This window comes from Micromonospora sp. NPDC047644 (assembly GCF_040704315.1).
Lineage (GTDB): Bacteria > Actinomycetota > Actinomycetes > Mycobacteriales > Micromonosporaceae > Micromonospora.
The window spans coordinates 501840-526893 of sequence record NZ_JBEYSY010000002.1 but is presented as its reverse complement, the minus strand read 5'-3'; the positions used below and the strand labels follow the sequence as shown (position 1 = coordinate 526893).

The window sequence follows — 25054 nt, the reverse complement described above, 5'->3', positions numbered from 1 at the left end:
AGTACGCACAAAAAGGTGGCTAGGGCGCCGCTGATGCTCAGGACGGCGTGCGGCTCCGCCACTCGTGGGCCAGGATCGCGAAGACGAGTTGGTCGGCCCACTCTCCATCGAACAGGTAGCTCTGCACGTGGTGGGCCTCCCGGCGCATCCCCAGCCGGGCCATCAACCGCGCGGACGCCTCGTTACGGGCATGACAACGACCGTAGACCCGATGCAGCCCGACCTCGGTGAACCCCCAGTCCACAAGTGCCGCTGCGGCCTCGGTGGCCAGACCCCGACCGCCGTGATCGGGATGGAACACGTATCCGAGTTCGGCCGTACGGGCACGCGCGTCGCGCCACACCAGCTCCACCACCCCGATCACTGCGGCGTCGGCGACCACCGCCACGGTGAGGCAGTCGCCCTCCGCGCGCCACGCGTCCTCGCCCGCCATGGCGAGCACCGACATCCGCGACTGCTCACGGGTACGCGGCTTCGCGCCGAGCATCCAGCGCACGACGTCCGGTCGACGCTGAAACGCGTACACGTCGTCGAGGTCCTCAATCGTGACCGGGCGCAGGGCGAGCCGTGCGGTGCGGATCGGGAATGTCGGCTGGAACATCACGCGATCGTAGGGACCCGTGCCGAGCGCTCCGGTGCCACCCGATCGGCGTCGGAGCGCCGGGGCAGCAGCAGCGGACTCACAAAGATCACCAGCCCGGCGACCGTGATCGCCGTGCGCGGGCTGGTGGCCTGCGCGAGCAGCCCACCGAGCGTGCTGAGGACGGCGATGGTGGCGCTGCTGCCGATCGACCAGGCAGACAGGGTACGGACGACGCGGTCCTTCGGAGTCTGTTCCAGGCGGTAGGTGGCGAGCACCGGGTTGTAGAGGCTCATGCTGATGATGATCGCGAACTCGACGGCGATCACCGTGGCGAGACCGACCACGCCGGGCTGGACGAAGGCGAGGCCGATCAGCCAGATCGCGCGCAGCGCGCCCACGACGCGGATGATCCGGTGTTGGCCGTGACGTGCCACCACCCGACGGGCCAGGCGTGACCCGATGAGCCCGCCGACGCAGGGCACGGCGAAGGCGAGGCCGTACTGCCACGGCGCGAAGCCCAGCTCGCCGAGCAGCAGCACGGCCAACAACGGCTCGGTGGCCATGATCAGCCCGGCGACGAGCAACTGGTTGAGGTAGAGCGCCCGCAGGCCGGGATGGGCCAGCAGGTGCCGCCAGCCGTCGAGCAGCTCACCGGCCCGGATCCGACCCTCCCCGGCGCGCCGGGGAGGGTCCTCGTGGCCGCGAATAACGCTGAGGCCCATCGCGGAGAGCAGGTAGCTGAGCGCGTCGGCCACGACGGTGACGACCGGCCCGAGGAGTCCCACCGCGGCGCCGCCCAGCGGCGGCCCCAGCGCGATCGAGCTCCAGGTCGTCGACTCGAACCGCGCGTTCGCCACCAGCAGGTCGTCCGGCCGCACGAGGGCCTTGAGGAAGGCGCCGCTGGCCGCGTTGAAGGCGATCTTGGCGGTGGCGAGCACGGCCGAGACGACCAGCAATTGCCCGAAACTGAGCCGGCCTAGCGCGTACGCGACGGGGACCGTCAGCAGGACCGCGAACCGGGCCAGGTCCATCGCGATCATCACCCGCCGTTTGCGGTGGAACTCCACCCACGGCCCGAGCGGCAACGCGATCAGCGCCCCCACGGCCGGCCCCAGCGCGGCCAGCACGGACACCTGGGCGGGGCTGGCCTCCAACACCAGCACGGCGATCAACGGCAACGCCCCGAAGCCCAGCCCCGAGCCGTAGGCGCTGACCGCGTACGACGCCCACAACCAGCCGAACCGCCGTCCCAGGGATCGTCTCGTGGACAAACCCACACCTCCCGCTCCCGACAACCCGCCGTTGACCGCCGTGATCCCAGCAAGCTCAGTGACGAGGGATCAAACAACGCGATAGACGGCGAGCCACAACCAGACGTTGTGTCCGTAGGGTTTGCCGGGTGAATCTCGACGCCGTCCGCACCTTCGTCGCCGCCGTCGACGCCGGCCAGTTCCAGGACGCCGCCGCCGCGCTGTCGATCACCCAGCAGGCCGTCTCCAAGCGCATCGCCGCACTGGAGAAAGACCTCGGGGTACGCCTGTTCACCCGCACCGCGCGCGGCACCCACCTCACCGTCGACGGCCAGACCTTCCTGCCGCACGCCCGTGAACTGCTCCGGGCCGAGGCGCGCGCCGACGCCTCCGTACGCCCGGGCCGACGGGCACTGCGCGTCGACGTGCACAGCCGACGGATCGCACCAGCGGTGCTGTTGCAGGACTTCCACCGCGCGCATCCCCGCATCGAGCTCGACGTCGTCACCCTCGACGCCGACGTCCACGCCGCGATGGCCGCCGTCGAGGCGGGGACTGTCGACGCCACCTTCCACGCCGTCACCGTCGCCGCGCGTCACCTGCCCGCCGCGATCAGGACCACTCGCGTGATCGACGAGCACCACGAACTGCTCGTCGGCCCCCGCCACGCGCTCGCCAACGCCCGTACCGTGACGCCCGCGCGACTCGCCGAACACCGCATCTGGATGCCCGGCATGGCCCCCGGCACCGAATGGGCCGACTACTACGACGAACTCGCCGCCGCGTTCGGTCTCACCATCGACCTGGTCGGGCCGGTCTTCGGCAACGAGGCGCTGCTGGCCGAGATCGCCGACTCGGCGGAGCTGGCGACCCTCGCGGGCGAGCGCACCCGGTACCTGTGGCCGGACAGCTACGACCTGCGACGCGTACCGGTGCGTGGCCCGGCCCCCGTCTACCCCCTGTCGCTCATCTGGCGCGACGACAACCCGCATCCCGCGCTGCGGGCACTGCGCGACTACCTCGCCTCCCGGTGGGCGCAGTCCCCCGACGTCGAGGTCTGGCTACCGCCCTGGGCTCGGTGACAAGCGCTGCGGCGCTTCGTTGACACCGCCCACCCTCCCCTGTCAGACTCACCTGACAGGGGGCGTCAGAGAAATCTGACACCCTCATTGAGAAGGGAAACCAGGATGAGCGGCACCTCGCCGACCGGTGACGAACTCGTGTCGTTGCTGGCCGCACTGGCCAGCCCGCACCGGCTGCGGATCCTGGCCGCCGTGGCCCGGCAGCGGACCTACGTCAGCGAGTTGGCCCGGCAGCTACAGATGAACCGGCCGCTGCTCTACATGCACCTGCAGAAATTGGAAGCGGCCGGCCTGGTGACCGGCGAGCTGGTGACCGCACCGGACGGCAGCTCGGTGAAGTACGTCCAGGCGGTGCCGTTCACGGTGTCCCTCGACCTGGACGCGATCGCACTGGCCGCACAGAACCTGACCGGCTCCGGGCCGGCCGCAGAACAGGAGAAGTGAGCAATGACCCATCAGGTTGCGTTGGACATCGCCCAGACCTCCACCATCGCCGTGGCGGTGATCGTGACCGCGATGATCGTGGTCGCCGGTCTCATCGGGACGGGCATCTACCGCGCCCGGTACGCGGCGGCTCGAGAAGAGGGCTACCGGGTGCTGGCCGAGCGCAGCGCCACCGGCGCCCAGGCCACAGCCGACGAGATCAAGGGCGTGCGGGACGAGCTCGGCGAGGTTCGGCAGCGCCTGGCCGCGCTCGAGAAGCTGCTCAGTCAGATCGGCTGACGGCCCACCGACGGGGAGGACGCGCCACATGAGCACCTGGAATGACGCGCTGACGCGGGCCCGACGGCTCGTCGCCGTGGTGGGCTGCCTGATGGTGACAGCCGCGGGGCTGGCCGCCCCAGTCGTGGCCAGCCCCGCGGCTGTCGACGACCTCGCCGCCGGCGAACGCTACCTGCGCGCGTACCTCGAGCAGATCAAGGCACCCGGGCTGGCGTACGCGGTCATTCGCGGCGACGAGGTCGTGCAGCGAGGCGCGTGGGGTGTCGACGGTGACGGCCGACCGATCACCACGCAGACCCCGTTCCTGCTCGGGTCCACCAGCAAGTCGTTCACCGCGCTGGCGGTGGCGCAACTGGTCGAGGCCGGCCGGATCGACCTCGACAGCACCGCCTCCACGTACCTGCCGTGGCTGCGTCTGGGCGACGCGGACACCGCCCGGACGGTCACCGTCCGGCACCTGTTGACCCACACCAGCGGCCTGCCGCAGGTGTGGAGCACCGACCTGACCGACCGCTACGACAACCGCCCCGGCGCGCTGGCCCGATCCGTACGGGACCTGGCCGGCGTGCGGCCCACCACCGCCGTCGGACAGACGCATCAGTACAGCGACGCCAACTACATGATCCTCGGCGCGCTCGTCGAGCACGTCACCGGCGACACCTTCGGCAGTTACCTGCGCCGTCACGTGTTGGACCCGCTCCGGATGACGCACTCCGCGGCCACCGCCGACGAGGCCCGCGCCGTCGGCGTTCCGCCCGGTCACCGGTACTACTTCGGCCGGCCGCAGCGCTTCGCCCCGCCGTTCGACACCGCCGGGGTGCCCTACGGTTTCCTCGCCGCCAGCCTCGACGACCTGTCCCACTACGCCATCGCGCAGCTCGGCGGTGGCCGCTACGGCGACACCCGGATCCTCGGACCGCACGGCACGCGACAGCTGCACACCGGCACCGTGGCCACATCTCACGGCACCTACGGGCTCGGTTGGAGGAACAGCACTCTGGACGGTGTCGGCGTCCGCGTCGTCTGGCACGCCGGCGCGACCCCCGACTTCTTCACCCATATCGTGCTGGCACCCGACTCGAACCTCGCCGTGATCATCATGACCAACCTCTACGGCCTGCACATGGACGCGCCACTGAGCGCCGGGGCGTTCAACCTCACCCGCATCCTGCACGGCGGCGCACCCGCGCCCGCCACCGAAGATCCGATGCAGGTCTGGGCCCTGGCCGGCCTGCTCGGTCTCGCCGCGGTGCTGCTCGCCCTGTTGGCCTGGTCCTGGGCCCGCGTCCTGCGCGAGCGCAGGGGCGACCGCGTCCCGCCGGCGCGTTCCCGTGGCCGGACGATCGCCGCCACCACCGCCTGGATCGGTGCCTGCGCGCTGGTGGCCGTCGGCGCAGCCTGGCAGGTGCCGGCCTTCTGGGAGGGTGCCGGGTTGGCCAAGCTCCAGTTGTGGGCGCCGGACGTCGGTCATGGCATCCGTGTCGTGGTCGTCCTGGCCGCCGCACTCGCGTTGACCCGGCTGGGCCTGGGCGCGCGCGCCATGCTCACCGCCCGTCCACCGACTTCGCCTCCGGCGCGAGCACGCGACCGGGCCGTCGACGTTGACGTTGACCAGCCTGTCGACACCATCCCTGCCAATCACCGCTGGTAGTTGCGGCGGGCTCAGCCTACGTTTAACGTCTTGGTTAAGTGACTGGAGGCTCTGGTGTCTCACAGCGATCAACTCAGCGCGGTGTTCTCGGCGCTCGCCGACCCGACTCGACGGGCGATCCTCGCCGAGCTGGCCGACCGCGACGCCACGGTCACCGAGCTCACCGCTCCGCTCCCGATCTCGATGCCGGCGGTGTCGCGGCACCTGAAGGCGCTCGAACGCGCCGGGCTCATCTCCCGCACCCGGTCGGGGAAGCTGCGGATGAGCCACATCGAGGCCGCCCCGCTGCGCGAGGCGGCCGAGTGGATCGAGCGCTACCGGCGGTTCTGGGACACGTCCCTCACCCGCCTCGACGCCCACCTCGCGGCCGTGCAGGCCGCCAGCCGCCCAACGGGCCTCGGCCCGGGGATCCGCGACCGGGGATCACCGAGCAAGGCTCACGACAAGGAGATGTGATGGACAGCGACAAGCCGCCAATCGTCATCACGCGCGTGGTGGACGCGCCACGGGAGCTGGTCTACCGAGCTTTCACCGACCCGGACCACCTGGCGGCATGGTGGGGGCCGATCGGCAACTCACTGCCCCGCGACGAGATGGACTTCGACGTCCGGCCTGGCGGCCACCAACGGTGGACCGAGGTCTTCCCGACCCAACCCGGCCTGCGAGTCGAGGTCCACATCGACCTCACCGACGTCGTCGACGGCGAGCTGATCGACGGCATCGCGCACGTCACCGGGCGACTCCCGGAGGGCATCGCGCCGCACGAGACAAGGATGCGGGTCGAGTTTCACGACGAGGCCGATGGACGGACGCGACTCGAGATCCGTCAGTGGCTCTCCGAGGGGTTGTCCGCCCCGGCCAACCAGGGTTGGAACGAGGCGTTCTCCAAGCTGGACGCGACACTCGGCAACGCCCAACCCGTCGCCGTCGAGGTGTAGCGTCATGGCCAAGCTGATCTACGTGACCAACGTGTCCCTCGACGGTTACATCGAGGACGAAGACGGCCGCTTCGACTGGACCCCACCCGACGACGAGTACCTCGCGTTCATCACCGACCTGGTTCGGCCGATGGGCACCTACCTCTACGGTCGGCGCCTGTACGAGTCGATGGCCGTGTGGGAGACCGAGCCCGCTCTCGCCGCACGATCGACGCTCACCGCCGACTTCGCCGACGTCTGGCAGGCAGCGGACAAGGTCGTCTACTCCACCACGCTGGACGCGACCTCGACCGCCAGGACCCGGCTCGAACGGAGCTTCGACCCCGCCTCGGTACGCGCCATGAAAGCCTCGGCCACCAGCGACCTCACCATCGGCGGCGCACACCTCGCGGCGCAGGCGTTCCAGGCCGGGCTGGTCGACGAGTGCCACCTGCTGATCCACCCCATCCTCACCGGCGGGGGCAAACCGGGCCTGCCCAGCGGCACCCGCCTCGACCTGGAGCTACTGAGCAGTCACCGATTCGGCAACGGTGTGGCGTGCCTGCACTACCGCATCCGCACCTGACACGGTCGACGGCGTCACCGACCAGGGACGTCTGTCGGTGACGCCGCCGGGCGCCGCCCAGCCGGTCAGTCTCTCCGTACCAGTGCAGCGTCAGGCCGGGCTCGTCACGCCACCGCGCCAACAATGCCGTCAGCGCCGCCACCAGCCCACGCTCCGTTTCGTCAGCCGCCGCCGCCATCAGACGGTCGACGTCAGCCTCGAGCGACGTTGACGGCAGCTCCGGTGCGGACAGTACGGCCGGGTCGCCAAGCGGGCGCGTCGGCGTGTCCGCCGTCGTTCGACGCGGCTGCGCGACGTGGGTACGGTGACACTGTGCTCTCGGCCGTGAAGGGTCTGTCCCGGTACCACACCGAGGAGTCGCGACGCGCCTACCTGCCGGAGCGCTCACACCGCACCGACATCAGCCGCCTGGTCATCGAAGGTCACGGGCAGCGCCACGTACGACCGCTCGTAGCGATCGTCCTTGGATGACCAGCTTCCCCGCGACCGCCCGCCGGGTACGCGACGAAAGTCTCAGCCCTCGACGGCGCCGGTCGCACCTACGGGACTGCCTCTACCACTTCGCGCCGTACGGCTTCCACGCCACCTGGCATCACCTGGCGACCCGGCACCGCATCCCCGGGAACATTGAGGTCGATCCCCCGTCGCTGGTCCGGGCCCTCGGTGAACTCGAGACAGCCCGCGCTCTGGTGCTGGCAAGGGCGGTCGCCTTCGCGGCCCAGCGGCGACTGCAGAAGCAGGCCGGCCAACGAGTCCCTACAACGCCGCATCCGTGGGACTCGTGGGGTTGCCACGACATCGCCTACTGCCCCGATCCGCAGAAGCATCCCACCGAGCAGCTTCCCATCGTGGTGCAGCGGGTGCTCGATGCGTACGCCGCAGGGGTCGACCCGGCCGGACGATGCCTGGCGTGCGGCGACGAGGACCGCCGCGGGGGACGGGCCTGCCGAAACTGCGGCGTCGCACCCGGCGGCTATGGCAACCCGCTCTGAGGCATCAGGAGCAGGGCGGTTGTCGCGGTAGCAGGCCCGGCGCAACCCGGTGACCAGAAAGTGCTCGCGTCGGTGCCCCCGGAGCCGGTGCAGAGGTCAGGGGTCGATCAGTCTCCAGTCTCCTTCGGAGATGACCTCAACACTGTCGTCGACCACCGTTAGGGCGGTGTTGTCGTCGATGGCGTAGGTCGGGATTGGGATTCCGGACGCCCACTTCTCGATGTGGGACAGCTCGGTGTCCTCCATGTCCGGATGGTTGAGGTGGGGGTAGAGCGTGAAATCCACCAGCCCCAGCGCCCGGTCGGCGTCCTGCGCCCTGCCGCTGCCGTCGGGAACGAATTGACGATCGAATTCGGCGTCGCAGTTGTAGGGCGTGACCGCGATGCTCCCGGCGCTGACCCCCACATAAACCGTGTCACTCAGCGACGGCAGGAGGTCGGCCAGGCCCGACTGGCGCAGCCAGTAGGTCAGGTACAGCACATCGCCGCCCCAGACGAGGAGGGCGTCGGCCTCCCGGACCGCCGGGACCCAGTTCTCTTCCCGGATCGTTGGCAGCGCGGTGAGCTCCAACAACCCCAGGGACTTCCAACCCAGCTGGCACAGCGGGATGTCGGGTTGGCCGTGAATCGCCTTCCACGCCTTCTCGGCGCCGCCGGGAAAGGGGTAGACACCGGTGGGAACGAACAGAGCCGTTGCCTCGGCGATCGGCTTGCCCAACAGGTCGACGAGCGCGTCGGAGATGCTCGGGTTGCTGATGCCCCCCGATGTGAGAAGAAACTTCATGCGATCCGCTCCCCTGAAGCCACCGGATGACGGCGATCATGGTGCCCATGAGAACCAGCGTCCCGGCTCGCTGACCGGAGCGACATCGCTGGATCATCCGCCGGCGGCCGTCCAACCGTCAACTGCCTCCGCCCGGGACGACCTCCACGACAGAACGTCCTCGGTCGCTCAACAACGCGGCCAACTCGCTGGCGAGCGTGGACTTGCCCACCCCGTCGACCCCGTCAACGGCCACCCGCACGCACCGCGGCGCGGGGAACGTCGGCACCAGATCAGCGACATGGCCGAGCAACTGCCGCCGTACGACGCTCACACCGCTCCTCCATTCCTAACTGCAAGCGCGCCTCGGTAGCTGCCGGGAGGATGCTTCTCCCAGCGTTTGTCAGTCAACGGGCAAGGCGATGGTCTCCAGCCAGGCGCTCAGAGCGGGCACGACGGCGTGAAGATCAGGGCCATCGACCGTTGTGCTGGCGGCGGCACGGGCTTCGGGGGTTGCGTTGAACGCGATGGCACAGCCGACCACGCCGAACAGCGGCACATCCGATCGCCCGTCGCCGATGGCCGCGCAATGCCGGAGGTCGACACCCAGCTCGGCGGCCACCCTGACGGCGAAGTCGCGCTTGGCGTACTCGTCGAACTGCTCGGCGACCTCGCCGCTGTAGCGGCCGTCGACTGTCTGCAAGCGTGGCCCGCACGCCCGGTCGAAGTCGAAGCGGGTGCACAGGTAGGTGCCGACGAAGTCCCACGCCAGCGTGGCCAGCACAGGCACGAGCGAGTGGGCCCGGCACCACAAAACCGTCTCTGCTATGCCGTCCACCAGCGGCATCGACTCCAGAAACGCCTGAGCTTCAATGGGTGCCCTGTTTGCCCACCCACGAGCCTCGAGCACGCAAGACTCGTCACTGCTCAAGATGCCGGCTCCGTAGCCGGCTTGTATTTGTGCGATCTCCGTGGCATTGCCGACGAGTTCGGCGAGGTGCTGGCCGCTACTGGTCGGCGTCAGCGTTCCATCGACATCAAAGAACACCGCTCCACGGGACATGGATCGAGACGATACCCGTCAGGCGTGAGACCGCGGGCGATCACCTCATGCTGGCGACGGCCACACAGCCGCGCCGTGAGGGACCAGATTCCTTGAGCGGCTTCACACCTACTCATCGTGTCAGCGTCAGTCGACGATGGTGCGTGACGTGGGTACGGTGACACGGTGCTCGCGGCCGTGAAGGGTCTGTCCCGTTACCACACCGAGGAGTCGCTGCGCGCCTACCTGCTGGAGCGCTCACACCGTACGGAGAGCGGCTGCCTGGTCGTCGAAGGCTACGGGCAGCGACGTGGGGTGCACCAGAAGGTCGCGGGCCGGGCGTGGGCGCACATCGCCGCGTATGTCGTCTTTCTCGGCGGGTACGACCCCGCCCTCGACGTCGACCAGACCTGCGGCGCCGCCGACTGTATCGAGCCGACTCATCTGCGACAGCTCAGTCGTGCCGAGGCCGGCCGCCGCCGGAATCAGGCGGCGCAGTGCCGCAACGGCCACGATCGTGAGCTCGACCCGGCGACCGGCCGGTACCGTCGGGTCTGCCGGACGTGCAACCGGGAGGCACAGCGGCGGTGGCGTGAACGCGAGGCAGTCGAGGTGGCCCAGGCCCGCGCCGCGTACGGCCGCTCGTAGTCGCCCTCCAACGCTTTCCGATGCCGGTAGCGCCACTCAAGCCGCGCCCTGGAGTACCTCCAGTCGGGGCCGTCATCGGTGCCGCCCCGAGCGGCCAGCTGAGTTTCCGGCCAAGACGCGTGCAGCGAACAACCCAGACGCGTACACCAACCTAAGTCCTTACGCACAAGAACTGTCATTATGGTGCATACGAGTTACGTACCTTTTGTCCCAGGTAATTACTGGATTTTTATTAACGATAATCCTGTAATTGCCCCCGTGCGGCCATAGCCCTCGCTTCAGTCCGGCTCGGGAACGTGGTGGCGTCCCGGCCCTCCGGCGCCGAGGATGTCGCCATGGATGACCACAGCCCGAACGCGGCCGACGAGCAGGAGGAAGCGCTGCCCGGCGGCAACATGGGGGGTGCGACCCGGGTGGGTGCCACTGTTCGGCGCGGTCATGGGGCATGGAGCCCGACAATTCAGCGCCTACTACGACACCTTCGGGAGCGCGGCGTCACCTGGGTTCCGCAACCGCTCGGAACAGATGAGCACGGACGCGACAGCGTCTCCTTCCTGCCGGGCATCGTGCCGCAGTACCCGTTGCCGGACTGGATCTGGAGCGACGGCATCCTCGCCGATGCAGGTCTCCACCTCGCACGACTTCACCAGGCCAGTGCCGGCTTCGACACCGTCGGCGGCGTGTGGCGGTTTCCGGCGCGACAGCCCGCTGAGGTCATCTGTCACAACGACTTCGCGCCCTACAACATGGTCTTCACCGACCGGCGGCTCACCGGAATCATCGACTGGGACACGGCCTCGCCCGGTCCCCGGTCGTGGGATCTGGCCTACCTCGCCTACCGGCTGGTGCCGCTGGCCCACCCCGACAACGGCGACGCGATCGACAGTGACCTGGCCGAGCGGGCGCGTCGTCTGCGCATGCTCTGCGACGCCTACGGCTCGGCGCAAGACCCTGCTCATGTCCTCCAGGTCGCCGTCGACCGACTGCACGACCTCGCCGCCTTCACCGAGGAGCGGGCTGATCAGGGCCAGGAGGACATTCGCCGTCACGTCGGGCTCTACCGACGCGACGCGCTGTGGATCACCGCGTACGCCGACCAGCTGCAGGGTTAAAAGAATCGGCCATCCGGCGACGCGTTACAGCTTGCGCTGTATCGGCCGTTCAGTCGTCCGCGGCCGCCGATCGGTCATTTCCATGTGCGTGTGCCTGCTCCCGACGGCTACGAAGTACGGGTGACCAACGAGGTAACCGTTCCCCTGCTGCCCTGCGCGTCCATCGACGACATCGTCGCCTTCTACGAGGTGCTCGGTTTCCACACCACCTACCAGCAGCGCAAACCCAACCCGTGCGTGGGATTGCAACGCGAAGATCTACAGCTGCAGTTCTTCGAGATCGCGGGGTTCGATCCGGCGCAGTCCTACGGTTCGTGTCTCGTGCTGACCTCGGACACGGGGCAGCTGTACCGGGCTTTCGCGGCCGGAATGCGCGCCGCGTACGGCAAGGTGTTGGTCGCCGGGACGCCCCGGATGACCCGGCCCCGCGCGCGGAAGAACGCCGACGGGCTGAGCGGCTTCAGCATCGTCGATCCAGGCGGCAACTGGATCCGCGTCTTCCAGAACGCCTCGGTCGCCCCCGCGCCGACGCCGACTGGGCGGTTGGGCAAGGCGATGGCGAACGCCGTCGTGCAGGCCGACTCCCGAGGGGACGCCCGGCAGGCGGCTCGGATTCTTGACAGTGCGCTGGGCCATCCCGATACAGCTGACGACCCGGTCGCGTTGGTGGAGGTGCTCGTGTACCGCGCTGAGATCGCGATGGTCCTGGACGATCCGGCCACGGCGATCGAGATGCTGGCCGGTGTCGACCGTGTCGCGTTGACCGCGGACGAAACCACACGGGCTGCGGCTGCGTATGAGGCCGCTACCGACCTTGCGGCAGCGCTGTCCCAGGTGTCGCATCCAGCCGACACGCGCCGCGTCGTGTGATTGCCCCAAGGCCGGTCAGGTGAACAGAATCTCGTCCATGTGCCTCCGGTCAGACGCGGAGCCAGTGATCGAACCAGGCGCGGGTCCGTCGCAGGACGTCGAGTTGGTGGTGGCGTTCCCGGATCGAGTGGCCCTCTCTCGGGTAGATCACGAACTCGTGCTCGACGTCGAAGTGGCGCAGCGCCCGCTGCAGGTACACGGCCTGTCCGAGGGGGACGTTGGTGTCCTCGGCCCCGTGCAGGATGAGCACCGGCGTGCGGATGCGGCTGGCGAAGGAGATCGGGCTGACCGCGTCGTGCGGGTGGGGGCCGATGCCGGACCAGCCGGTGCTGCCACCGAGCACGGCTTCGAACTGGCCGTTCTCCCCGGTCGCGGCGAGCATGCCCCAGTCGACGACTCCGGCGCCGACCAGCGCGGCGCGGAAGCGGTCGGTCTGGCCGACGGCCCAGGCGGACATGAAGCCGCCGTGGCTCCAGCCGGCGATGCCCAGCCGGTCAGGGTCGGCGATGCCTTCGGCGATGAGCAGGTCGACGCCGGTCAGGATGTCGGTCCACTCCTGCTGGCCGACCTGGCCGGCGACGCTGGCCGCGAACGGGTGACCATGGCCCTGGCCGCCGCGCGGGTTGGGCAGAAACACCGCGTAGCCGGCTGCGGCCAGCCACTGCGCGCTGGGGAACCAGAACAACTGGCAACGATCGGCGTAGCGGTCGTACGGGCCGCCGTGCACGATCGTTACCAGCGGGAGCGGGCCCTCCGACGCGGTTTTGCCAACCGGCAGTACGAGCAGGCCGTCCAAAGCAAGGCCGTCGGTGGCGCGATAAGCCAGCGGTTGTTGGGTGCCGAGTGCGATGCCGTCCAGTTCCGGTCGGGCGTTGGTGATTCTGCGCAGCGGCCCGGACGGCGCACCGGTGTGAACATTCGCGGGCTGATAGCGGGTGGAGGCGAGGACCGCGATCTCGTCGCCGGCAGGGGTGGCGGTGAGATCGTCGAGGCGTCCGGGGTGGTGCGACAGGGTCGTGAGGCCGGTGGGGTCGAGCCTGGCCAGTGTCGTGTTCAGGCCGTCGGCGAACACCACCAGCGGAGCGGCGTCGGTCTGGCACAGTTCGGTCGGGCACATCGTGAGGCCAGCGGTGCGGTTGCGCAGGACGCGGGTCTCCATGGCCAGGTCGAACACGGCGGTGCCGGCCTGCAACAGCGGTGGGGTGAGCGCGAGGTAACCGAGGTGCCAACCGTCCTCACCCGGCCACCAGGCCAGAGACCGTGCGTCGACCTCGACCGGTCCGAGGTTCTCCGCGGTCCCGGTCGTGGGGTCGAACAGGTGCAGGTGGCCGTTTCGCGGGCCGTGGTCGCTGTCGGCGCTGGCCCACGACAGGACGGCCAGTGGACCGCCGTCGGGACGTTGCCGCAGGTCCACGACGTGTCGGTCACCGAACGCCTGCGGCGTGGTGACCTGGCCGGTGCGCAGATCGAGCAGGCGCAACCGGGCACGTGGTTCGCGCTCGCCGACGACGATGGCATCGTCGCGGTCGCGGGCTCGGCGATTGTCCTGCTCGGTGGGTTCGTCCTCGGCGAGCAGAGCGACCAGGTTGGGGTCGGTGAGCGGCAGGTGGTCGAGGACACCCGCGCGCCACCTCGTCAACGAGGTCACCGTGCCGTCGGCGAGGGTCAGCCCGTGCAGTTGCGACATGCCACGCTCGGCGCGGTCGGAGAGGAAGAACAGCGTCTCCGAGTCGGCCGACCAGCGCGGCCGGGACTCGGTTGCCGTGTCGTCGGTCGCCCGGCGCGACGCGCCGGCGGGATCGGTGTCGACGAGCCAGAGTTCGGTGTCGAGGTGGTCGCCGGTGCGACTGCTCGGTGCGAGGACGTAGCAGAGCAGGCGCCCGTTCGGGGCGAGCGCCGGGGCCCGCGGGTCACGACCATCGACCACGAGTTCGGCGGTCAGAACTGGCACACGAGCAGTCTGCCAGCATCCCCGAAACACCATGGGACCGATCCGGTGCGGGCGAGGCATGATGTCCCCATGGATGCTCGTGACCAGCTAGCCATGGCGCGAGTGGGAGCGGGTCGCCGCCGTCCTGGCCGGGCGTCCGCTGCCGGGGCGAGCAGGTGTCGGAGCAGCGTGGCCTGATGTTCTCAGTAGAGGAACGTGACCGGATCCAGCGGCGGCTGCTGCATCTGGCGGAACAGGACCCCGATGTCGTCGCCGCCGCGATCACCGGCTCGCACGCCACGAACGATGAGGATCGCTGGTCGGACATCGATCTGGCCTTCGGGGTCAATGATTCGCTCGACGCCGTCATGGGCCGATGGACGCACCAGATGTATCAGGACTTCGCGGCGGTCCACCACTGGGACCTGACGGCCGGGTCCGCGATCTACCGGGTGTTCCTGCTGCCTCACTGCCTGGAAGTCGACCTCTCCTTCAGCCCCGAAGGCGAGTTCGGGCCGCGAGGCCCGAGCTGGCGACTCCTGTTCGGGCGTTCCACACCACCCCGGGCCCCGGCGTCGAGCGGCCACGACGGCACGGCCGGCCTGGCCTGGCACCACGCCCTGCACGCCCGGATCAGCATCGAACGAGGCAGATTCTGGCAGGCGGAGCACTGGATCAGCGCCATGCGGACCCAGACAATCGCACTCGCCTGTCAGCGTCTGGGCCACCCCACCAGCTACGCCAAAGGCGCCCACCTCCTGCCCGCCGACATCACCGGACCGCTCGAAACGACACTGGTCCGTTCCACTGACGAGGCCGAGTTACGCCGTGCGCTCTCGGCCGCCGTGACGCCCTGACCGCGGAACTCACCCGTACGGACCCGACGCTGGCCGGTTTATTACATCCGGTTCTCACCGAACTCGCCGCGGTCGATCGGCCGCCGTCGACGGGACCGGACGGAGGGCGTTGACCGCGCCGAGGGTCACGATGGTGGGTGTGCCCCAGGCCCGGGCAGCAGATCGATGTCCGTAGCCCGCATGGGCTGTTCGCACTCCGAGCACCGTAGTTCGACGTGACTGATCTTGCCGCAGGCGTGGTGGCGGTAGAGCACCGGCGGGCCGGCGTCGCCCGCCGTCCACCGGTCACCCCAGCGCACCATGACGAGCAGCAGATCACACAGCTCCCGGCCCTTGTCGGTGAGCAGGTACTCGTGTCGGACCGGCCGGGCCGAGTATTCACGCTGGGCCAGGACGCCCTGCTCGACCAGCCAGTTCAGCCGCTCGGTGAGCACCTTGCGGGAGATGCCGAGCCCCCGCTGGAGTTGCTCGAAGCGGTGTGTGCCGGCGTAGACGTCCCGCAGGATCAGCGGAGACCACGGCTCACCGATGACGTCGAGGGTGCGGGCGATCGAGCACGCCATGGCGCCGAACTGCGTTCGCTGCATGACACCACGATACGCAAGATGGTTCCTTCAAGGAACTGACTCTGTTAGCGTCACATCAGTCCATCTCTTCAAGGAACTGACTGGTCTGCGCCCCCTCCACGCCTGCATGGAAGCCGAAAAGAGGCCCGCATGAACCATCCGCCGATCGTGCCGACCAGGGACTGGCAGGACGCAGTGAACACCTTGCGCGTCCGCGAAAAGGCACTCACCCGCCAGCTCGACGCAGTGGCCGCGGCGCGCCGCCGGCTGCCGATGACGCCGGTCGAGCAGGACTACGTGTTCGAGGGCCCGTCCGGGCCTGCCAGTCTGACCGACCTGTTCGAAGGCCGCCGTCAGCTCATCGTCTACACCTTCATGTGGCACGGCGTCGACGCTGTCTGCTCCGGCTGCTCGCTGTTCACCGACAACGTCGGACATCCGGCCCACCTCAACGCCCGCGACACCACTCTGGCGTTGACGTCCCATGGCCCGCTGGACGACCTGCTGGCGCTGCGGCGGCGAATGGGTTGGGCCCTGCCCTGGTACTCGTCGCTGAACAACAACTTCAACGCCGACATGGGAACCGGTGACGGGTTCGCGCTGAACGTCTTCCTCCGCGCCGACGACCGGATCTTCCGCACCTACACCACCACCTCCCGCGGCGTGGAACGACTCGGCAGTAACTGGTCCTTTCTCGATCTGACGCCGTACGGCCGGCAGGAGACCTGGGAGGACTCGCCGGAAGGCTGGCCGCAGACCCAGCCGTACCAGTGGTGGCGGCTGCACGACGAGTACGACACGACAGAGGATCCGTCATGACAGTCGACACACCGGTCGCCGAACTCCTCTTCCAGCAGGAAGACGCGACACCTTTCAACACCGACGTGGCGACAGTCAAGCCCTGGAGCCAGGCATTGGCCTGTCTGGAGTCGGCACCCACGTGTTGGCTGGCGACGGTGGGACCGGGTGGCCGTCCACATGCCGCACCGGTGATGTCGGTGCTGGTGGACGGGGCACCGTGCATCGCGAGCCGCCCGAGTTCCCGCAAGAGCCGCAACCTGGCCCACAACCGGCGCGCTGTCATCACGGTGAGCAGCGACGACCTCGACCTGGTGGTCAGCGGTGAGGCCCACCAGGTGTCGGGCGACGCCGTACTGCGCCGGGTGGCCGCCGCCTTCGCCGCGAAGTACGACTGGACGTTCGCCATCAGGGATGGCCGAGTCCATGACGACAGTCTGCCGGGATCGCCCCAGTACGCCTTCTACGAGGTCTCCCCCGTCCGGGCTTTCGGCTACGGCCCGGACGGGCTGACCGCGACTCGTTGGCGGTTCAACCGCACCTGAGTGACCGGGCGCGGGGCGACCCAGCAGAGAGTCGCCCCGTGCCCGGTCGCCGCTGGTTGGTCCGGCCCGCCGCCGTCGGCGTCGATGCCGCCGGCCAGGGATCAGTGGGCGGGCTCGCCGAACCAGCGGGAGAGGTGCTCGTCCAGGTCCTGCTGGTCGTCTCCGATCCAGGCGACGTGCCCGTCGGGGCGCAGCAGAACAGCGGCGACGTCCAGTGCCGCACTCGGATCCGCCAGGTGATCGACCCGGTCTGACCAGCCGTCGACGGCCAGGCGGTCGGTACGGTCCAGCAGCAGGCCCCGGCCGTGGTGCGGCAGCCCGTAGAGGTGGCCCTGCTTCACGGCGATGTCGGGCAGACGGCGACCGAGCAGGTCGGGGCCGGCGCCGAAGTCGTAACGGATGCCGATGGCGGTGATCTTCTCCAGCAGACGAAGGTTCACCTCGTCGAAGTCCATCAACTCGATGAGCAGCCTCCGCACCGCCTGTGCGCCCGGTTCGGTGGACAGCAACTCCGTCTGGGCCCGGGTGTTGTCCAACACCGCCTCGGCGACGGGGCGGCGTTCAGCCTGGTAGGTGTCCAGCAGCGCCTCCGGTGCCCAGCCGCGGATCCGCGCGGCCAGTTTCCAGCCGAGGTTGACTGCGTCCTGGACGCCCACGTTGAGGCCCTGCCCGCCGATGGGCGGATGGATGTGCGCGGCGTCGCCGGCCAGCAGCACCCGCCCGACCCGATACCTGTCGGCCAGGCGGGTGGCGTCGCCGAAGCGGGACAACCAGCGCGGTGAGTGCACGCCGAAGTCGGTCCCGGCGACGGCGCGCAACTGGTGCTTGACATCGTCGAGGGTGGGCGGTTCGGCGCGGTCGCTGACCCCGGCGGCGGGCACCAGGACGCTGTAGACCCCGACGCCCGCTGGCCGAAGCCAGAATCGCTGTGGGGTCTCGTGGATCTCGGCCACCCTGACGGCGATCTCCTCCTGCGGCACGCCCACTTCCATCTCGCCCATCAGGCTCTCGGTCCGGGCGGGCTCGCCGGGAAAGCCGACGCCGAGCAGTTTGCGCACCGTGCTGCGCCCGCCGTCGCAGCCGACGAGATAGCGCGAACGCAACTGTTCCCCGTCGGCCAGTTCGACTGTCACACCCTCGTCGTCCTGCGCGAGACCGGCGACCGCGCACCCGCGTCGGACCTGCGCGCCCAGCGCGATGGCGTGTTCTTCGAGCAGACGTTCGATGACCGGCTGCGGGATACCCAGGAGGTAGGCGTACCGGGAATCCAGGCCCTCCGGCGCGGGCTTGGGGATGGCGGCGAAGAAGGCGCTGGCGGGACGCCGCCGCCCGTGCGGGAGGATGCGTTCCAGCAGCCCACGCATCGCCATCAGCTCCAGACTGCGGATGTGCAGGCCGACGATGCGGACAGCCGACGGCGGCTCGGTCTCCTTCTCCAGCACGAGGACCCGTACGTCGTGCAGTCGTAGTTCGGCGGCCAGCATCGCGCCGGTCGGCCCGCAGCCGGCGATGATCACGTCGTAGGTGCGGTCGGTCGATGGTGACTCGGCGCAGAGTTGCGAAGGGTACACAGATGTTGCCTTTCGGGAGTGCCGTGTTGGCAGGGCGCTCCCGGCGACACCTACGTCGATCGCCCGACCGTGACGGCAAGGGGGAGCACCCACATCGCTACAACGTTCATGGGTCTCACCTCCTCAGGCGGTGTCGCGGTCACCCGCAAGCTATCTCCCCCGGCCCGATCCCGTCGAGTGCTTTAACCGCCTGCTGGTCACGGGGTCGGGTGGGTCAGCGATCGGTGGAGCCACTCGGCCATCAGGGCGCGTTCGGCGTCGGTGAGCGCCGGGACGTCGGGCAGCGCCGTCGCGAAGGTCACCGCGACGGCGTTCGCGGTGGTGTCGGGTGTCGGTGGGGTTGTCGCCGGGATGCTGGAACCGCCCGACATCCGTCCGCTCCGTGATCGAGGCCATCGTGGCCCGGTGATGAGGCTTCCTCGAGCCGGTCAGCGCAGCATCGCCCGGGTCATGCGACGGGTGGCGACGTACATCGCGATCGAGCCGAACGCGGCGAGGTACGCCACCGGGATCAGCAACTCCCAGCCGACGTGGCCCAACGCGGGTTCCCGGACCAGCTCGATGCTGTGGTAGAGCGGTAGCGCCTGGATCACCGGCCGGACCACCTCCGGGTAGACCGACAGGGGGTAGAACGTCGTGGCGAACAGGTACATCGGCAGCATGAACAGCTGGATGTACTGGAAGTCGGGGAAGTCGCGCAGGTACGTGGTGACGGCCAGCCCGCCGGCCGCGAACGCGTACGAGATCAGCAACGACGCCGGCAGGGCCAGCAGCACCCAGGCCGACGTGACCAGCCCACCGACGGCCATGAGGGCGAGGAATCCGATCGACGTCAGCAGTCCGTTGACCATCGCGCTCGTCACCTCGCCGACGGCGATGTCGGTGACGGAGAGGGGCGTCGGCAGGATCGCCTCGTAGGTCTTCTCCACCCTCATCCGGATGAACACACCGAAGCTCGTCTGGTTGAACGCCGTGTTCATCGCCGTGGTCGCCAGGATCGCCGGGGCCACGTAGGCGGCGTACGGGACGTCGACGCCGGGGACCGTGCCGACGAGCATCCCGACGCCGACGCCGATGGACAACAGGTACAGGATCGGTTCGACGAGCGCGTTGAGCAGTGGCGTGACCGACCGCCGGTAGATCATGAAGTTGCGTTCGATGAGCGCCAGGGCCCGGCGTCTCGTCCAGGTGGGTACGGCGACGGTGGTCATGGTGCCTCCAGGAGGCTTCGGGCGTGGGCCGTCACGGATGCAACCGCCGGCGGTAGGTGACCCTCGCGACCAGGAAGCCACCGACGGCGAGTGCCAGCAGGTAGCCGATGTGCACGGAGCTGCCGGCGACCGTGGCCGTGCCGAGGCTGAGGGTGCGACACAGCTCCACCCCGTGCCACAGCGGCAGCAGGTAGGACACCGGTCGGATCCACTCGGGTAGCTGCGAGACGGCGAAGAACGTGCCGGAGAACATGTAGAGCGGCATGATGACGAAGCGGAACACCGTGTCGATGTGGCGAATCTTGCGGACGCCGACCGCCCACGCGGCGGCGGGCGCCGCGAACGCGACCCCGGTCAGCGTCGCGCCGAGCAGGGCGCCGAGGGCCCACCATCCGCCGATCAGTCCGAACGCGGCCATCACCGCGATGAAGGCGGCACTGGCGATGAGCACCCGGAAGGTGATGAAGAGCAGGTGACCGGCGGCGAGCTGCTCGGGCCGCAGTGGCGTCGGTGTGGCGCTGCGGTAGGCCCCGAAGCCGGCAGCCCGGGCGACGCCGGGGGCCCCTTCCAGGAACGCGTTCTGCATCGCGGCGGCGGCCAGCATGCCCGGGGCGAAGAACGCCGCGTACGAGACGCCGGCGATCTGGGCGGGCGCGTTGTCGTCGACCAGGGCGCCCAGCCCGGCGCCGATGCCGATGAGGAACAGCAACGGGTTCAACACGTTGATCACGATCGAGCCCCGCCAGGTACGCCGGTAGCGGGTCAACCAGTACCCGAACACACGAAACACCAGTGGTTTCTCCTGCTACTCGATGAGCGATCGGCCGGTGAGCTTGAGGAACACGTCCTCCAACGTCGCCCGGCGGACCAGGGCGGTGAGCGGCGTGAGCGACATGGCGTGCACGGTGGCGAGGGCCGCCTCGCCGTCTGCCGTGTAGACGAGCACCCGGTCGGGGAGCGGCTCGACGCGGCCGTCGGTGTCGTTGCCGCCGGTGGCCAGCGCCGACGTCCGCAGTTTCTGCGCCGCGGTGTCGCGTTCGTCGAGGCGGAAGCGGAGTTCGAGAACCTCCCGGGTGGCGTACCGGGTGATCAGTTCCCGGGGTGAGCCCTGCGCGACGATGCGGCCGTGATCGACCACGATGATGCGGTCGCAGAGCTGCTCGGCCTCGTCCATGTAGTGCGTGGTGAGGATGAGCGTGACGCCCTGCTGTTTGAGCTGGAAGAGCCGATCCCACAGGACGTGTCGGGCCTGCGGGTCGAGGCCGGTGGTCGGCTCGTCGAGCAGCAGGATGTCCGGTTCGTTGATCAGGGAGCGGGCGATGGTGAGCCGCCGCCGCATGCCGCCGGAGAGCGTCTCGACCTGGTCGCCGGCTTTCTCCTGAAGCTGGGCGAAGTCGAGCAGCCGGGTCGCGCGGTCGCGGATGACGGCCCGCGGCAGGCCGAAGTATCGCCCGTAGATGTGCAGGTTCTCCCGCACGGTGAGTTCGTTGTCCAGGTAGTCGTCCTGCGTGACGACACCCAGCCTGGCCCGGATCTCCGGGCCCTGCCTCATCGGGTCCATGCCCAGCACGCGCAGGCTGCCGCCGCTGATCGGCGACGTGGCGGCGATCATCCGCATGGTGGTGGACTTGCCCGCGCCGTTGGGGCCGAGGAGGCCGAACGACTCACCCCGTTCGAGCGCGAAGTCGATGCCGTCGACAGCGCGGAACTCCGCTGTGGACCCACGTGCCGGATAGACCTTCGTCAGATCTCTCGCCTCGACCAGCGAATGTTCGCTCACCCCCGGCAGCCTAGAGAGAGTCGACAGTGGAGTGCAAGATCTGAGCAGATCCTTGTAATTTTCTAACGTAACCGGGATTTGACCCTCGACCTGGTCAAGGCCCGACCATCGGCGACATGACCGACCAGACGACCGTCGACCCGACCATGACCCGCATCGTGGAGGCCGTGCAGCTCGGCCAGAGCGGCGCACCTGCCCGAGCCCGGGAGCTGCTCACCGCGTTGTGGGACGAGCTCGGCCCCACCGGTGACGCCCTGCACCGCTGCACCCTGGCGCACTACCTCGCCGATCTGCAGGACAGCACCGAGGCGGAGCTGGCGTGGGACGAGCGTGCCCTGGCCGCCGTCTGCGACCTGACCGACGAACGCACTCAGCGGTATCTGCCCTCGCTCCAGGTCCAGGCGTTCCTGCCGTCGCTGTACCTCAACCTGGCCGACTGCCACCGACGCCTGGGCAACGTCGGCCCGGCCCGGGAGCACCTCGCCCGAGCCCGCGAACACCTGGTGCGGCTGCCGGACGACCCGTACGGCGAGAGCATCCGCGCCGCGGTCCGGGACTTCGTCGCCGACGACCCGACCGACCGCCGCCGGTAACGGTCGGCCGGATCACCGGTCCTGGCGAGCGACGCCGGTACGGTACTCCCGCGGCGAACGCCCGTCGTGGGCACGGAAGAGGCGGCTGACGTGGGCCTTGTCCGGGAATCCCCAGCGGGCGGCGATGGCCTGGATGGGCTGCCGGAGCAGCGGGTTGCCCAGATCACGCCGGCGCCGCTCCAGGCGCTACCGGTCCGCCGGAGGCAACACCGTGGTGTCCACCACATGGTTGGGCAGCACTCCGCTCGCCTCCCCGCATCTGCGAAGATGAATTCTTGCATGCCTCGACGCTCCTCATCCACGACGGAATTCCCACGCCCGCGGCTACCCGGCGGGTCGGCGAGTGTCGGCGGTGACCGGCGCCGACCTGCGGGAAGCAGCCGACGAGATGACCAGGGTGCTGCTGCCCCACCACGACCGCGACTGGTCGGTGCCGGCCGGTTCGCTGAGCTGGAGCTGCTGGACGACAACGGCACACGTCGCGCACGACCTTCTCGCGTACGCGGGCCAGGTCACCGGCCGCCCCGATGACGGCTATCTGCCGTACGACCTGCGGGTTTCCCCCGACGCGAGCCCGACGCAGGTGCTCACGGTGGTGCGGGCCTGCGCCGGTCTGCTCGCCGCCGCCGTCGACGCCGCCTCGCCGGACACGCGGGCCTGGCACTGGGGCCTGTGCGATCCGGCCGGTTTCGCCGCGATGGGCGTGGCCGAGACCGTGCTGCACACCCACGACATCACCCTCGGTCTCGGCGTGCCGTGGCAGCCGTCGCAGCGGCTGAGCGCGTTGGTGCTGCGACGACTCTTCCCGGACGCCCCGCCCGGGGCGGCACCCGAGGTGCTGCTCTGGATGACCGGTCGCGGGGAGCTGTCCGGCCGGGCCCGGCGCACCTCCTGGAGCTGGCAGGCCGCTGTCGACTGACCCGCACCGGCGGTGCGGGGTGGTCGCCCGGAAGGCGACCACCCGGTTGGAGCGTCACGGTCAGGTCCGTTCGCGACAGGTGCCGACGGTCGGCGCGGACAGGTGTCGACAGTGCTGGCCGGCGTGCAACGAGTGCCGGTGGCCGTCGAGCGGGAAGGGCGGCCGGGCCGGCAACACCTCCTGGAACACGAAGCCGCACTTCTGCGCCACCCGGCAGGACGCCACGTTGTCCACCTGGTGCAGCAGGTCGAGACGCGCCACGTCGGGGAACCGGTCGAACGCCCAGCGGCTCAGCGCGGTGACCGCGCGCGGGGCGACGCCGCGGCCGCGCGCCCACGACGCCGTCCAGTAGCCGACCTCCGGGGCCGGGCGCTGCGCCGTGACCCCCTTGAGCACCACGTTGCCCACCAGCCGGGCACCATCGGCCTGCTCTTCGAGGACGGCGAAGGTGTACCGCCGCCCGTCGGCCCAGTCGCGCAGCGCGCCTTCCAGCCACCGTCGAGCCTCCGCGGCGCTGGTCACCGGAGCTGTGGTCCAGCGGCGCAGGACCGGATCCCGGTACGCCCGCACCAGCTCATCCAGGTCGTCGGCGCACCACTGACGCAGGGCGACACCCGGCGTCGAAGGCGTGCCGGGTGACCGCGATTCGATCAGCATCGGCACAGTCTGCCGTGGCGGTGGCCCGGCGGTCAGCCCCGACGACGCCAGCGCCACCACCAGCTCCGGCGGGGTCGGCGTGCGGGCGGCGGCACGTCCGCCGTTTCGGTGACGGTCGTGTTGACCCTGGGGCGGGCACGTTCGGCGCGCCAGCGGCGGATCACGTCCTCGGTGTTCACCGGGCGCACCGCGACCCGGGGGCCGTCGTCGGGGAAGCGCAACCACGCCACGATCTGCGCGTTGAGCTGCCCCACGAAGTCGCGGACCGACTGTTCGGTGGGCAGGTCACGGACCTCGTCGGGGACCTGCTCGATGCGTCGGCGCAGTTGCAGCGACGTGGGCAGGAGCAGGTCACTGGGGAGCGCCTCGCGCTCCATGAAGCTCTTGATCCACCACGCCTCGTCGTACGGCGTGCCCCGACCGGGGATCGGCTTGCCCATGCCGGGCAGGCCGTCGAACTCGCCGCGCTGAACGGCGTCCTGGATCTTCGCCTCCACTGACGCTTTCCACGCCTCGGTCACCGTGCGGCACCTCCCTGGCCACCGTAACGCGCCGCCTGCGGCCGGCGGCACGTCCTCGCCAGTGGTCAGCACGCCCGCGACGGTGGGCATTCCCGCCAACGGCGCCGCCGCCGCCCCGAACGCGAGTGGATCACCTCGGATCGCAGGCCACCGCCGGCCAGGTGGCCCTGGGTAGGGACGTTCAACCCGATTACGGTCGGTGAGGGATCCATCGGACGGGGGAATTGTCATGGTGAGTACGGGTGGGCTGCTGGGCATCGCGCTGGTGGCGTTGGGGCTGGTGCTCACGCCCGGCCCGAACATGGTCTATCTGGTGTCCCGCTCGGTGGCGCAGGGCCGCCGTGCCGGGCTCATCTCCCTGCTCGGGGTCGCCGCCGGCTTCGGCGTCTACCTGGCGGCGGCGGTCGCCGGCCTGGCCACCGTCTTCGTCCTGGTGCCGACGCTGTACGCGGTGGTGAAGCTGGCCGGCGCCGGCTATCTGCTGTGGCTGGCCTGGCGGACGCTGCGTCCGGGTGGGCAGTCACCGTTCCGGCCCGCGCCGCTGCCACCGGACCCGCCCCGGCGGCTGTTCACCATGGGCCTGGTCACCAACCTGCTGAACCCGAAGATCGCGATCCTCTACGTGTCGCTGCTACCGCAGTTCATCGACCCGACGCGGGGGCACGTGGCCACGCAGAGCCTGCTGCTCGGCCTGACCCAGATCATCGTGGCGCTGAGCGTGAACGCGCTGATCGTGCTCAGCGCCGGCGCTCTCGCGGGGTTCTTCGCCCGCCGGCCGGTGTGGTTGCGGGTGCAGCGGTGGGTCACCGGCACGGCCCTCGCGGCGCTGGCCGTGCGCATCGCCGCCGACCGCTCGCGCGCGGCCGTCGCCACGCCCTGACCCGGGCG

General features: G+C 69.6%; 33 protein-coding genes. 18 read left to right on the top strand and 15 right to left on the bottom strand.

The features are described 5' to 3' along the window. Positions 1-37: 37 nt before the first annotated feature. Positions 38-601 (bottom strand): GNAT family N-acetyltransferase, encoded by a 564-nt coding sequence (locus AB0877_RS05645; RefSeq protein ID WP_366606950.1) that lies wholly within the window; start codon positions 599-601, stop codon positions 38-40. After that, a complete protein-coding gene (locus AB0877_RS05640) occupies positions 601-1854 on the bottom strand; it encodes an MFS transporter (protein WP_366606948.1) in 1254 nt (417 codons plus the stop codon). The genes AB0877_RS05645 and AB0877_RS05640 overlap by 1 nt, the downstream gene beginning before the upstream one ends. Positions 1855-1982: 128 nt before the next feature. Between AB0877_RS05640 and AB0877_RS05635 the strand changes: the two genes are divergently transcribed. The 9 genes from AB0877_RS05635 (at position 1983) to AB0877_RS05595 (ending at position 7784) form a co-directional block, all read left to right on the top strand. After that, positions 1983-2915, top strand: a complete 933-nt coding sequence (locus AB0877_RS05635; RefSeq protein ID WP_366606946.1) for a LysR family transcriptional regulator — start codon at positions 1983-1985, stop codon at positions 2913-2915. Positions 2916-3020: 105 nt separating this feature from the next. Further along, positions 3021-3359: a winged helix-turn-helix domain-containing protein gene (locus tag AB0877_RS05630; RefSeq protein WP_124857925.1), complete on the top strand. Its 339-nt coding sequence runs from the start codon at positions 3021-3023 to the stop codon at positions 3357-3359. 3 nt (positions 3360-3362) lie between these two features. Further along, a complete protein-coding gene (locus AB0877_RS05625) occupies positions 3363-3638 on the top strand; it encodes a hypothetical protein (RefSeq protein ID WP_366606944.1) in 276 nt (91 codons plus the stop codon). Positions 3639-3666: 28 nt separating this feature from the next. Then, entirely contained in the window at positions 3667-5289 is a 1623-nt protein-coding gene (locus AB0877_RS05620; protein WP_366606942.1) for a serine hydrolase domain-containing protein, read from the top strand. A gap of 54 nt (positions 5290-5343) precedes the next feature. Then, complete coding sequence (locus tag AB0877_RS05615) at positions 5344-5745, top strand: metalloregulator ArsR/SmtB family transcription factor (RefSeq protein WP_366606940.1); 402 nt, start codon at positions 5344-5346, stop codon at positions 5743-5745. Then, a complete protein-coding gene (locus tag AB0877_RS05610; protein WP_366606939.1) occupies positions 5745-6227 on the top strand; it encodes an SRPBCC domain-containing protein in 483 nt (160 codons plus the stop codon). The genes AB0877_RS05615 and AB0877_RS05610 overlap by 1 nt, the downstream gene beginning before the upstream one ends. 4 nt (positions 6228-6231) lie before the next feature. After that, a complete protein-coding gene (locus AB0877_RS05605) occupies positions 6232-6792 on the top strand; it encodes a dihydrofolate reductase family protein (protein ID WP_366606937.1) in 561 nt (186 codons plus the stop codon). A 312-nt stretch (positions 6793-7104) separates the two neighbouring features. Next, entirely contained in the window at positions 7105-7263 is a 159-nt protein-coding gene (locus AB0877_RS05600; protein WP_366606935.1) for a hypothetical protein, read from the top strand. Beyond that, complete coding sequence (locus tag AB0877_RS05595; protein ID WP_366606933.1) at positions 7260-7784, top strand: hypothetical protein; 525 nt, start codon at positions 7260-7262, stop codon at positions 7782-7784. The genes AB0877_RS05600 and AB0877_RS05595 overlap by 4 nt, the downstream gene beginning before the upstream one ends. Positions 7785-7880: 96 nt before the next feature. Here the strand turns inward: AB0877_RS05595 and AB0877_RS05590 are convergent, their stop codons facing one another. The 3 genes from AB0877_RS05590 to AB0877_RS05580 all read right to left on the bottom strand — a co-directional run bounded on the left by AB0877_RS05590 (position 7881) and on the right by AB0877_RS05580 (position 9609). Beyond that, positions 7881-8567, bottom strand: coding sequence for a Type 1 glutamine amidotransferase-like domain-containing protein (locus AB0877_RS05590; RefSeq protein ID WP_366606931.1), 687 nt, complete (start codon positions 8565-8567; stop codon positions 7881-7883). A gap of 118 nt (positions 8568-8685) precedes the next feature. Then, positions 8686-8880, bottom strand: coding sequence for a hypothetical protein (locus AB0877_RS05585; protein WP_366606930.1), 195 nt, complete (start codon positions 8878-8880; stop codon positions 8686-8688). A gap of 69 nt (positions 8881-8949) precedes the next feature. Then, positions 8950-9609 carry an HAD-IB family phosphatase gene (locus AB0877_RS05580; RefSeq protein ID WP_366606929.1) on the bottom strand — a complete coding sequence of 220 codons (660 nt, stop codon included), beginning with the start codon at positions 9607-9609 and terminating at the stop codon, positions 8950-8952. Between the two features lie 165 nt (positions 9610-9774). On the opposite strand from AB0877_RS05580, the gene AB0877_RS05575 reads away from it, so the two are divergent. The 3 genes from AB0877_RS05575 to AB0877_RS05565 all read left to right on the top strand — a co-directional run bounded on the left by AB0877_RS05575 (position 9775) and on the right by AB0877_RS05565 (position 12218). Then, complete coding sequence (locus AB0877_RS05575) at positions 9775-10236, top strand: HNH endonuclease (protein ID WP_366606927.1); 462 nt, start codon at positions 9775-9777, stop codon at positions 10234-10236. Between the two features lie 335 nt (positions 10237-10571). Next, positions 10572-11348, top strand: a complete 777-nt coding sequence (locus tag AB0877_RS05570; protein WP_366606925.1) for an aminoglycoside phosphotransferase family protein — start codon at positions 10572-10574, stop codon at positions 11346-11348. Between the two features lie 120 nt (positions 11349-11468). Beyond that, complete coding sequence (locus AB0877_RS05565; protein WP_366606923.1) at positions 11469-12218, top strand: VOC family protein; 750 nt, start codon at positions 11469-11471, stop codon at positions 12216-12218. 49 nt (positions 12219-12267) lie between these two features. Here the strand turns inward: AB0877_RS05565 and AB0877_RS05560 are convergent, their stop codons facing one another. Beyond that, positions 12268-14169, bottom strand: coding sequence for a prolyl oligopeptidase family serine peptidase (locus AB0877_RS05560; RefSeq protein WP_366606921.1), 1902 nt, complete (start codon positions 14167-14169; stop codon positions 12268-12270). A 155-nt stretch (positions 14170-14324) separates the two neighbouring features. Between AB0877_RS05560 and AB0877_RS05555 the strand changes: the two genes are divergently transcribed. Next, positions 14325-15005 carry a hypothetical protein gene (locus tag AB0877_RS05555; RefSeq protein WP_366606920.1) on the top strand — a complete coding sequence of 227 codons (681 nt, stop codon included), beginning with the start codon at positions 14325-14327 and terminating at the stop codon, positions 15003-15005. Positions 15006-15130: 125 nt separating this feature from the next. Here the strand turns inward: AB0877_RS05555 and AB0877_RS05550 are convergent, their stop codons facing one another. Next, on the bottom strand, positions 15131-15592 hold the full coding sequence (locus AB0877_RS05550; protein ID WP_366606918.1) for a helix-turn-helix domain-containing protein: 462 nt from the start codon (positions 15590-15592) through the stop codon (positions 15131-15133). Positions 15593-15721: 129 nt separating this feature from the next. On the opposite strand from AB0877_RS05550, the gene AB0877_RS05545 reads away from it, so the two are divergent. Next, positions 15722-16390 carry a DUF899 domain-containing protein gene (locus AB0877_RS05545; RefSeq protein ID WP_366606916.1) on the top strand — a complete coding sequence of 223 codons (669 nt, stop codon included), beginning with the start codon at positions 15722-15724 and terminating at the stop codon, positions 16388-16390. Continuing rightward, positions 16387-16914 (top strand): pyridoxamine 5'-phosphate oxidase family protein, encoded by a 528-nt coding sequence (locus tag AB0877_RS05540; protein WP_366606915.1) that lies wholly within the window; start codon positions 16387-16389, stop codon positions 16912-16914. Before AB0877_RS05545 ends, AB0877_RS05540 begins: the two co-directional genes overlap by 4 nt. 101 nt (positions 16915-17015) lie before the next feature. On the opposite strand, the gene rox is transcribed toward AB0877_RS05540, so the two are convergent. The 5 genes from rox to AB0877_RS05515 all read right to left on the bottom strand — a co-directional run bounded on the left by rox (position 17016) and on the right by AB0877_RS05515 (position 21443). Beyond that, entirely contained in the window at positions 17016-18485 is a 1470-nt protein-coding gene (gene rox, locus AB0877_RS05535) for a rifampin monooxygenase (protein ID WP_366606913.1), read from the bottom strand. 197 nt (positions 18486-18682) lie between these two features. Then, entirely contained in the window at positions 18683-18856 is a 174-nt protein-coding gene (locus tag AB0877_RS05530; RefSeq protein WP_366606911.1) for a hypothetical protein, read from the bottom strand. Positions 18857-18913: 57 nt separating this feature from the next. Beyond that, on the bottom strand, positions 18914-19696 hold the full coding sequence (locus AB0877_RS05525; RefSeq protein WP_366606909.1) for an ABC transporter permease: 783 nt from the start codon (positions 19694-19696) through the stop codon (positions 18914-18916). A gap of 31 nt (positions 19697-19727) precedes the next feature. After that, positions 19728-20486 carry an ABC transporter permease gene (locus AB0877_RS05520; protein ID WP_366606907.1) on the bottom strand — a complete coding sequence of 253 codons (759 nt, stop codon included), beginning with the start codon at positions 20484-20486 and terminating at the stop codon, positions 19728-19730. 15 nt (positions 20487-20501) lie between these two features. Next, entirely contained in the window at positions 20502-21443 is a 942-nt protein-coding gene (locus AB0877_RS05515; RefSeq protein ID WP_366607116.1) for an ABC transporter ATP-binding protein, read from the bottom strand. 149 nt (positions 21444-21592) lie between these two features. On the opposite strand from AB0877_RS05515, the gene AB0877_RS05510 reads away from it, so the two are divergent. After that, positions 21593-22069, top strand: coding sequence for a hypothetical protein (locus AB0877_RS05510; protein ID WP_366606906.1), 477 nt, complete (start codon positions 21593-21595; stop codon positions 22067-22069). Between the two features lie 12 nt (positions 22070-22081). On the opposite strand, the gene AB0877_RS05505 is transcribed toward AB0877_RS05510, so the two are convergent. Beyond that, the gene (locus tag AB0877_RS05505) at positions 22082-22252 is read right to left on the bottom strand and encodes a helix-turn-helix domain-containing protein (protein WP_366607114.1); all 171 of its coding nucleotides are present in this window, start codon (positions 22250-22252) and stop codon (positions 22082-22084) included. A 169-nt stretch (positions 22253-22421) separates the two neighbouring features. Between AB0877_RS05505 and AB0877_RS05500 the strand changes: the two genes are divergently transcribed. Next, a complete protein-coding gene (locus tag AB0877_RS05500) occupies positions 22422-22988 on the top strand; it encodes a maleylpyruvate isomerase N-terminal domain-containing protein (RefSeq protein ID WP_366607113.1) in 567 nt (188 codons plus the stop codon). A 60-nt stretch (positions 22989-23048) separates the two neighbouring features. Here the strand turns inward: AB0877_RS05500 and AB0877_RS05495 are convergent, their stop codons facing one another. Then, positions 23049-23645, bottom strand: a complete 597-nt coding sequence (locus AB0877_RS05495) for a GNAT family N-acetyltransferase (RefSeq protein WP_366606904.1) — start codon at positions 23643-23645, stop codon at positions 23049-23051. 32 nt (positions 23646-23677) lie between these two features. Continuing rightward, positions 23678-24166 carry a DUF1992 domain-containing protein gene (locus AB0877_RS05490; RefSeq protein WP_366606902.1) on the bottom strand — a complete coding sequence of 163 codons (489 nt, stop codon included), beginning with the start codon at positions 24164-24166 and terminating at the stop codon, positions 23678-23680. Positions 24167-24395: 229 nt separating this feature from the next. Here AB0877_RS05490 and AB0877_RS05485 point away from each other — a divergent pair, with 229 nt between their 5' ends. After that, on the top strand, positions 24396-25046 hold the full coding sequence (locus AB0877_RS05485; RefSeq protein ID WP_366606900.1) for a LysE family translocator: 651 nt from the start codon (positions 24396-24398) through the stop codon (positions 25044-25046). The last annotated feature ends 8 nt before the right edge of the window (positions 25047-25054 follow it).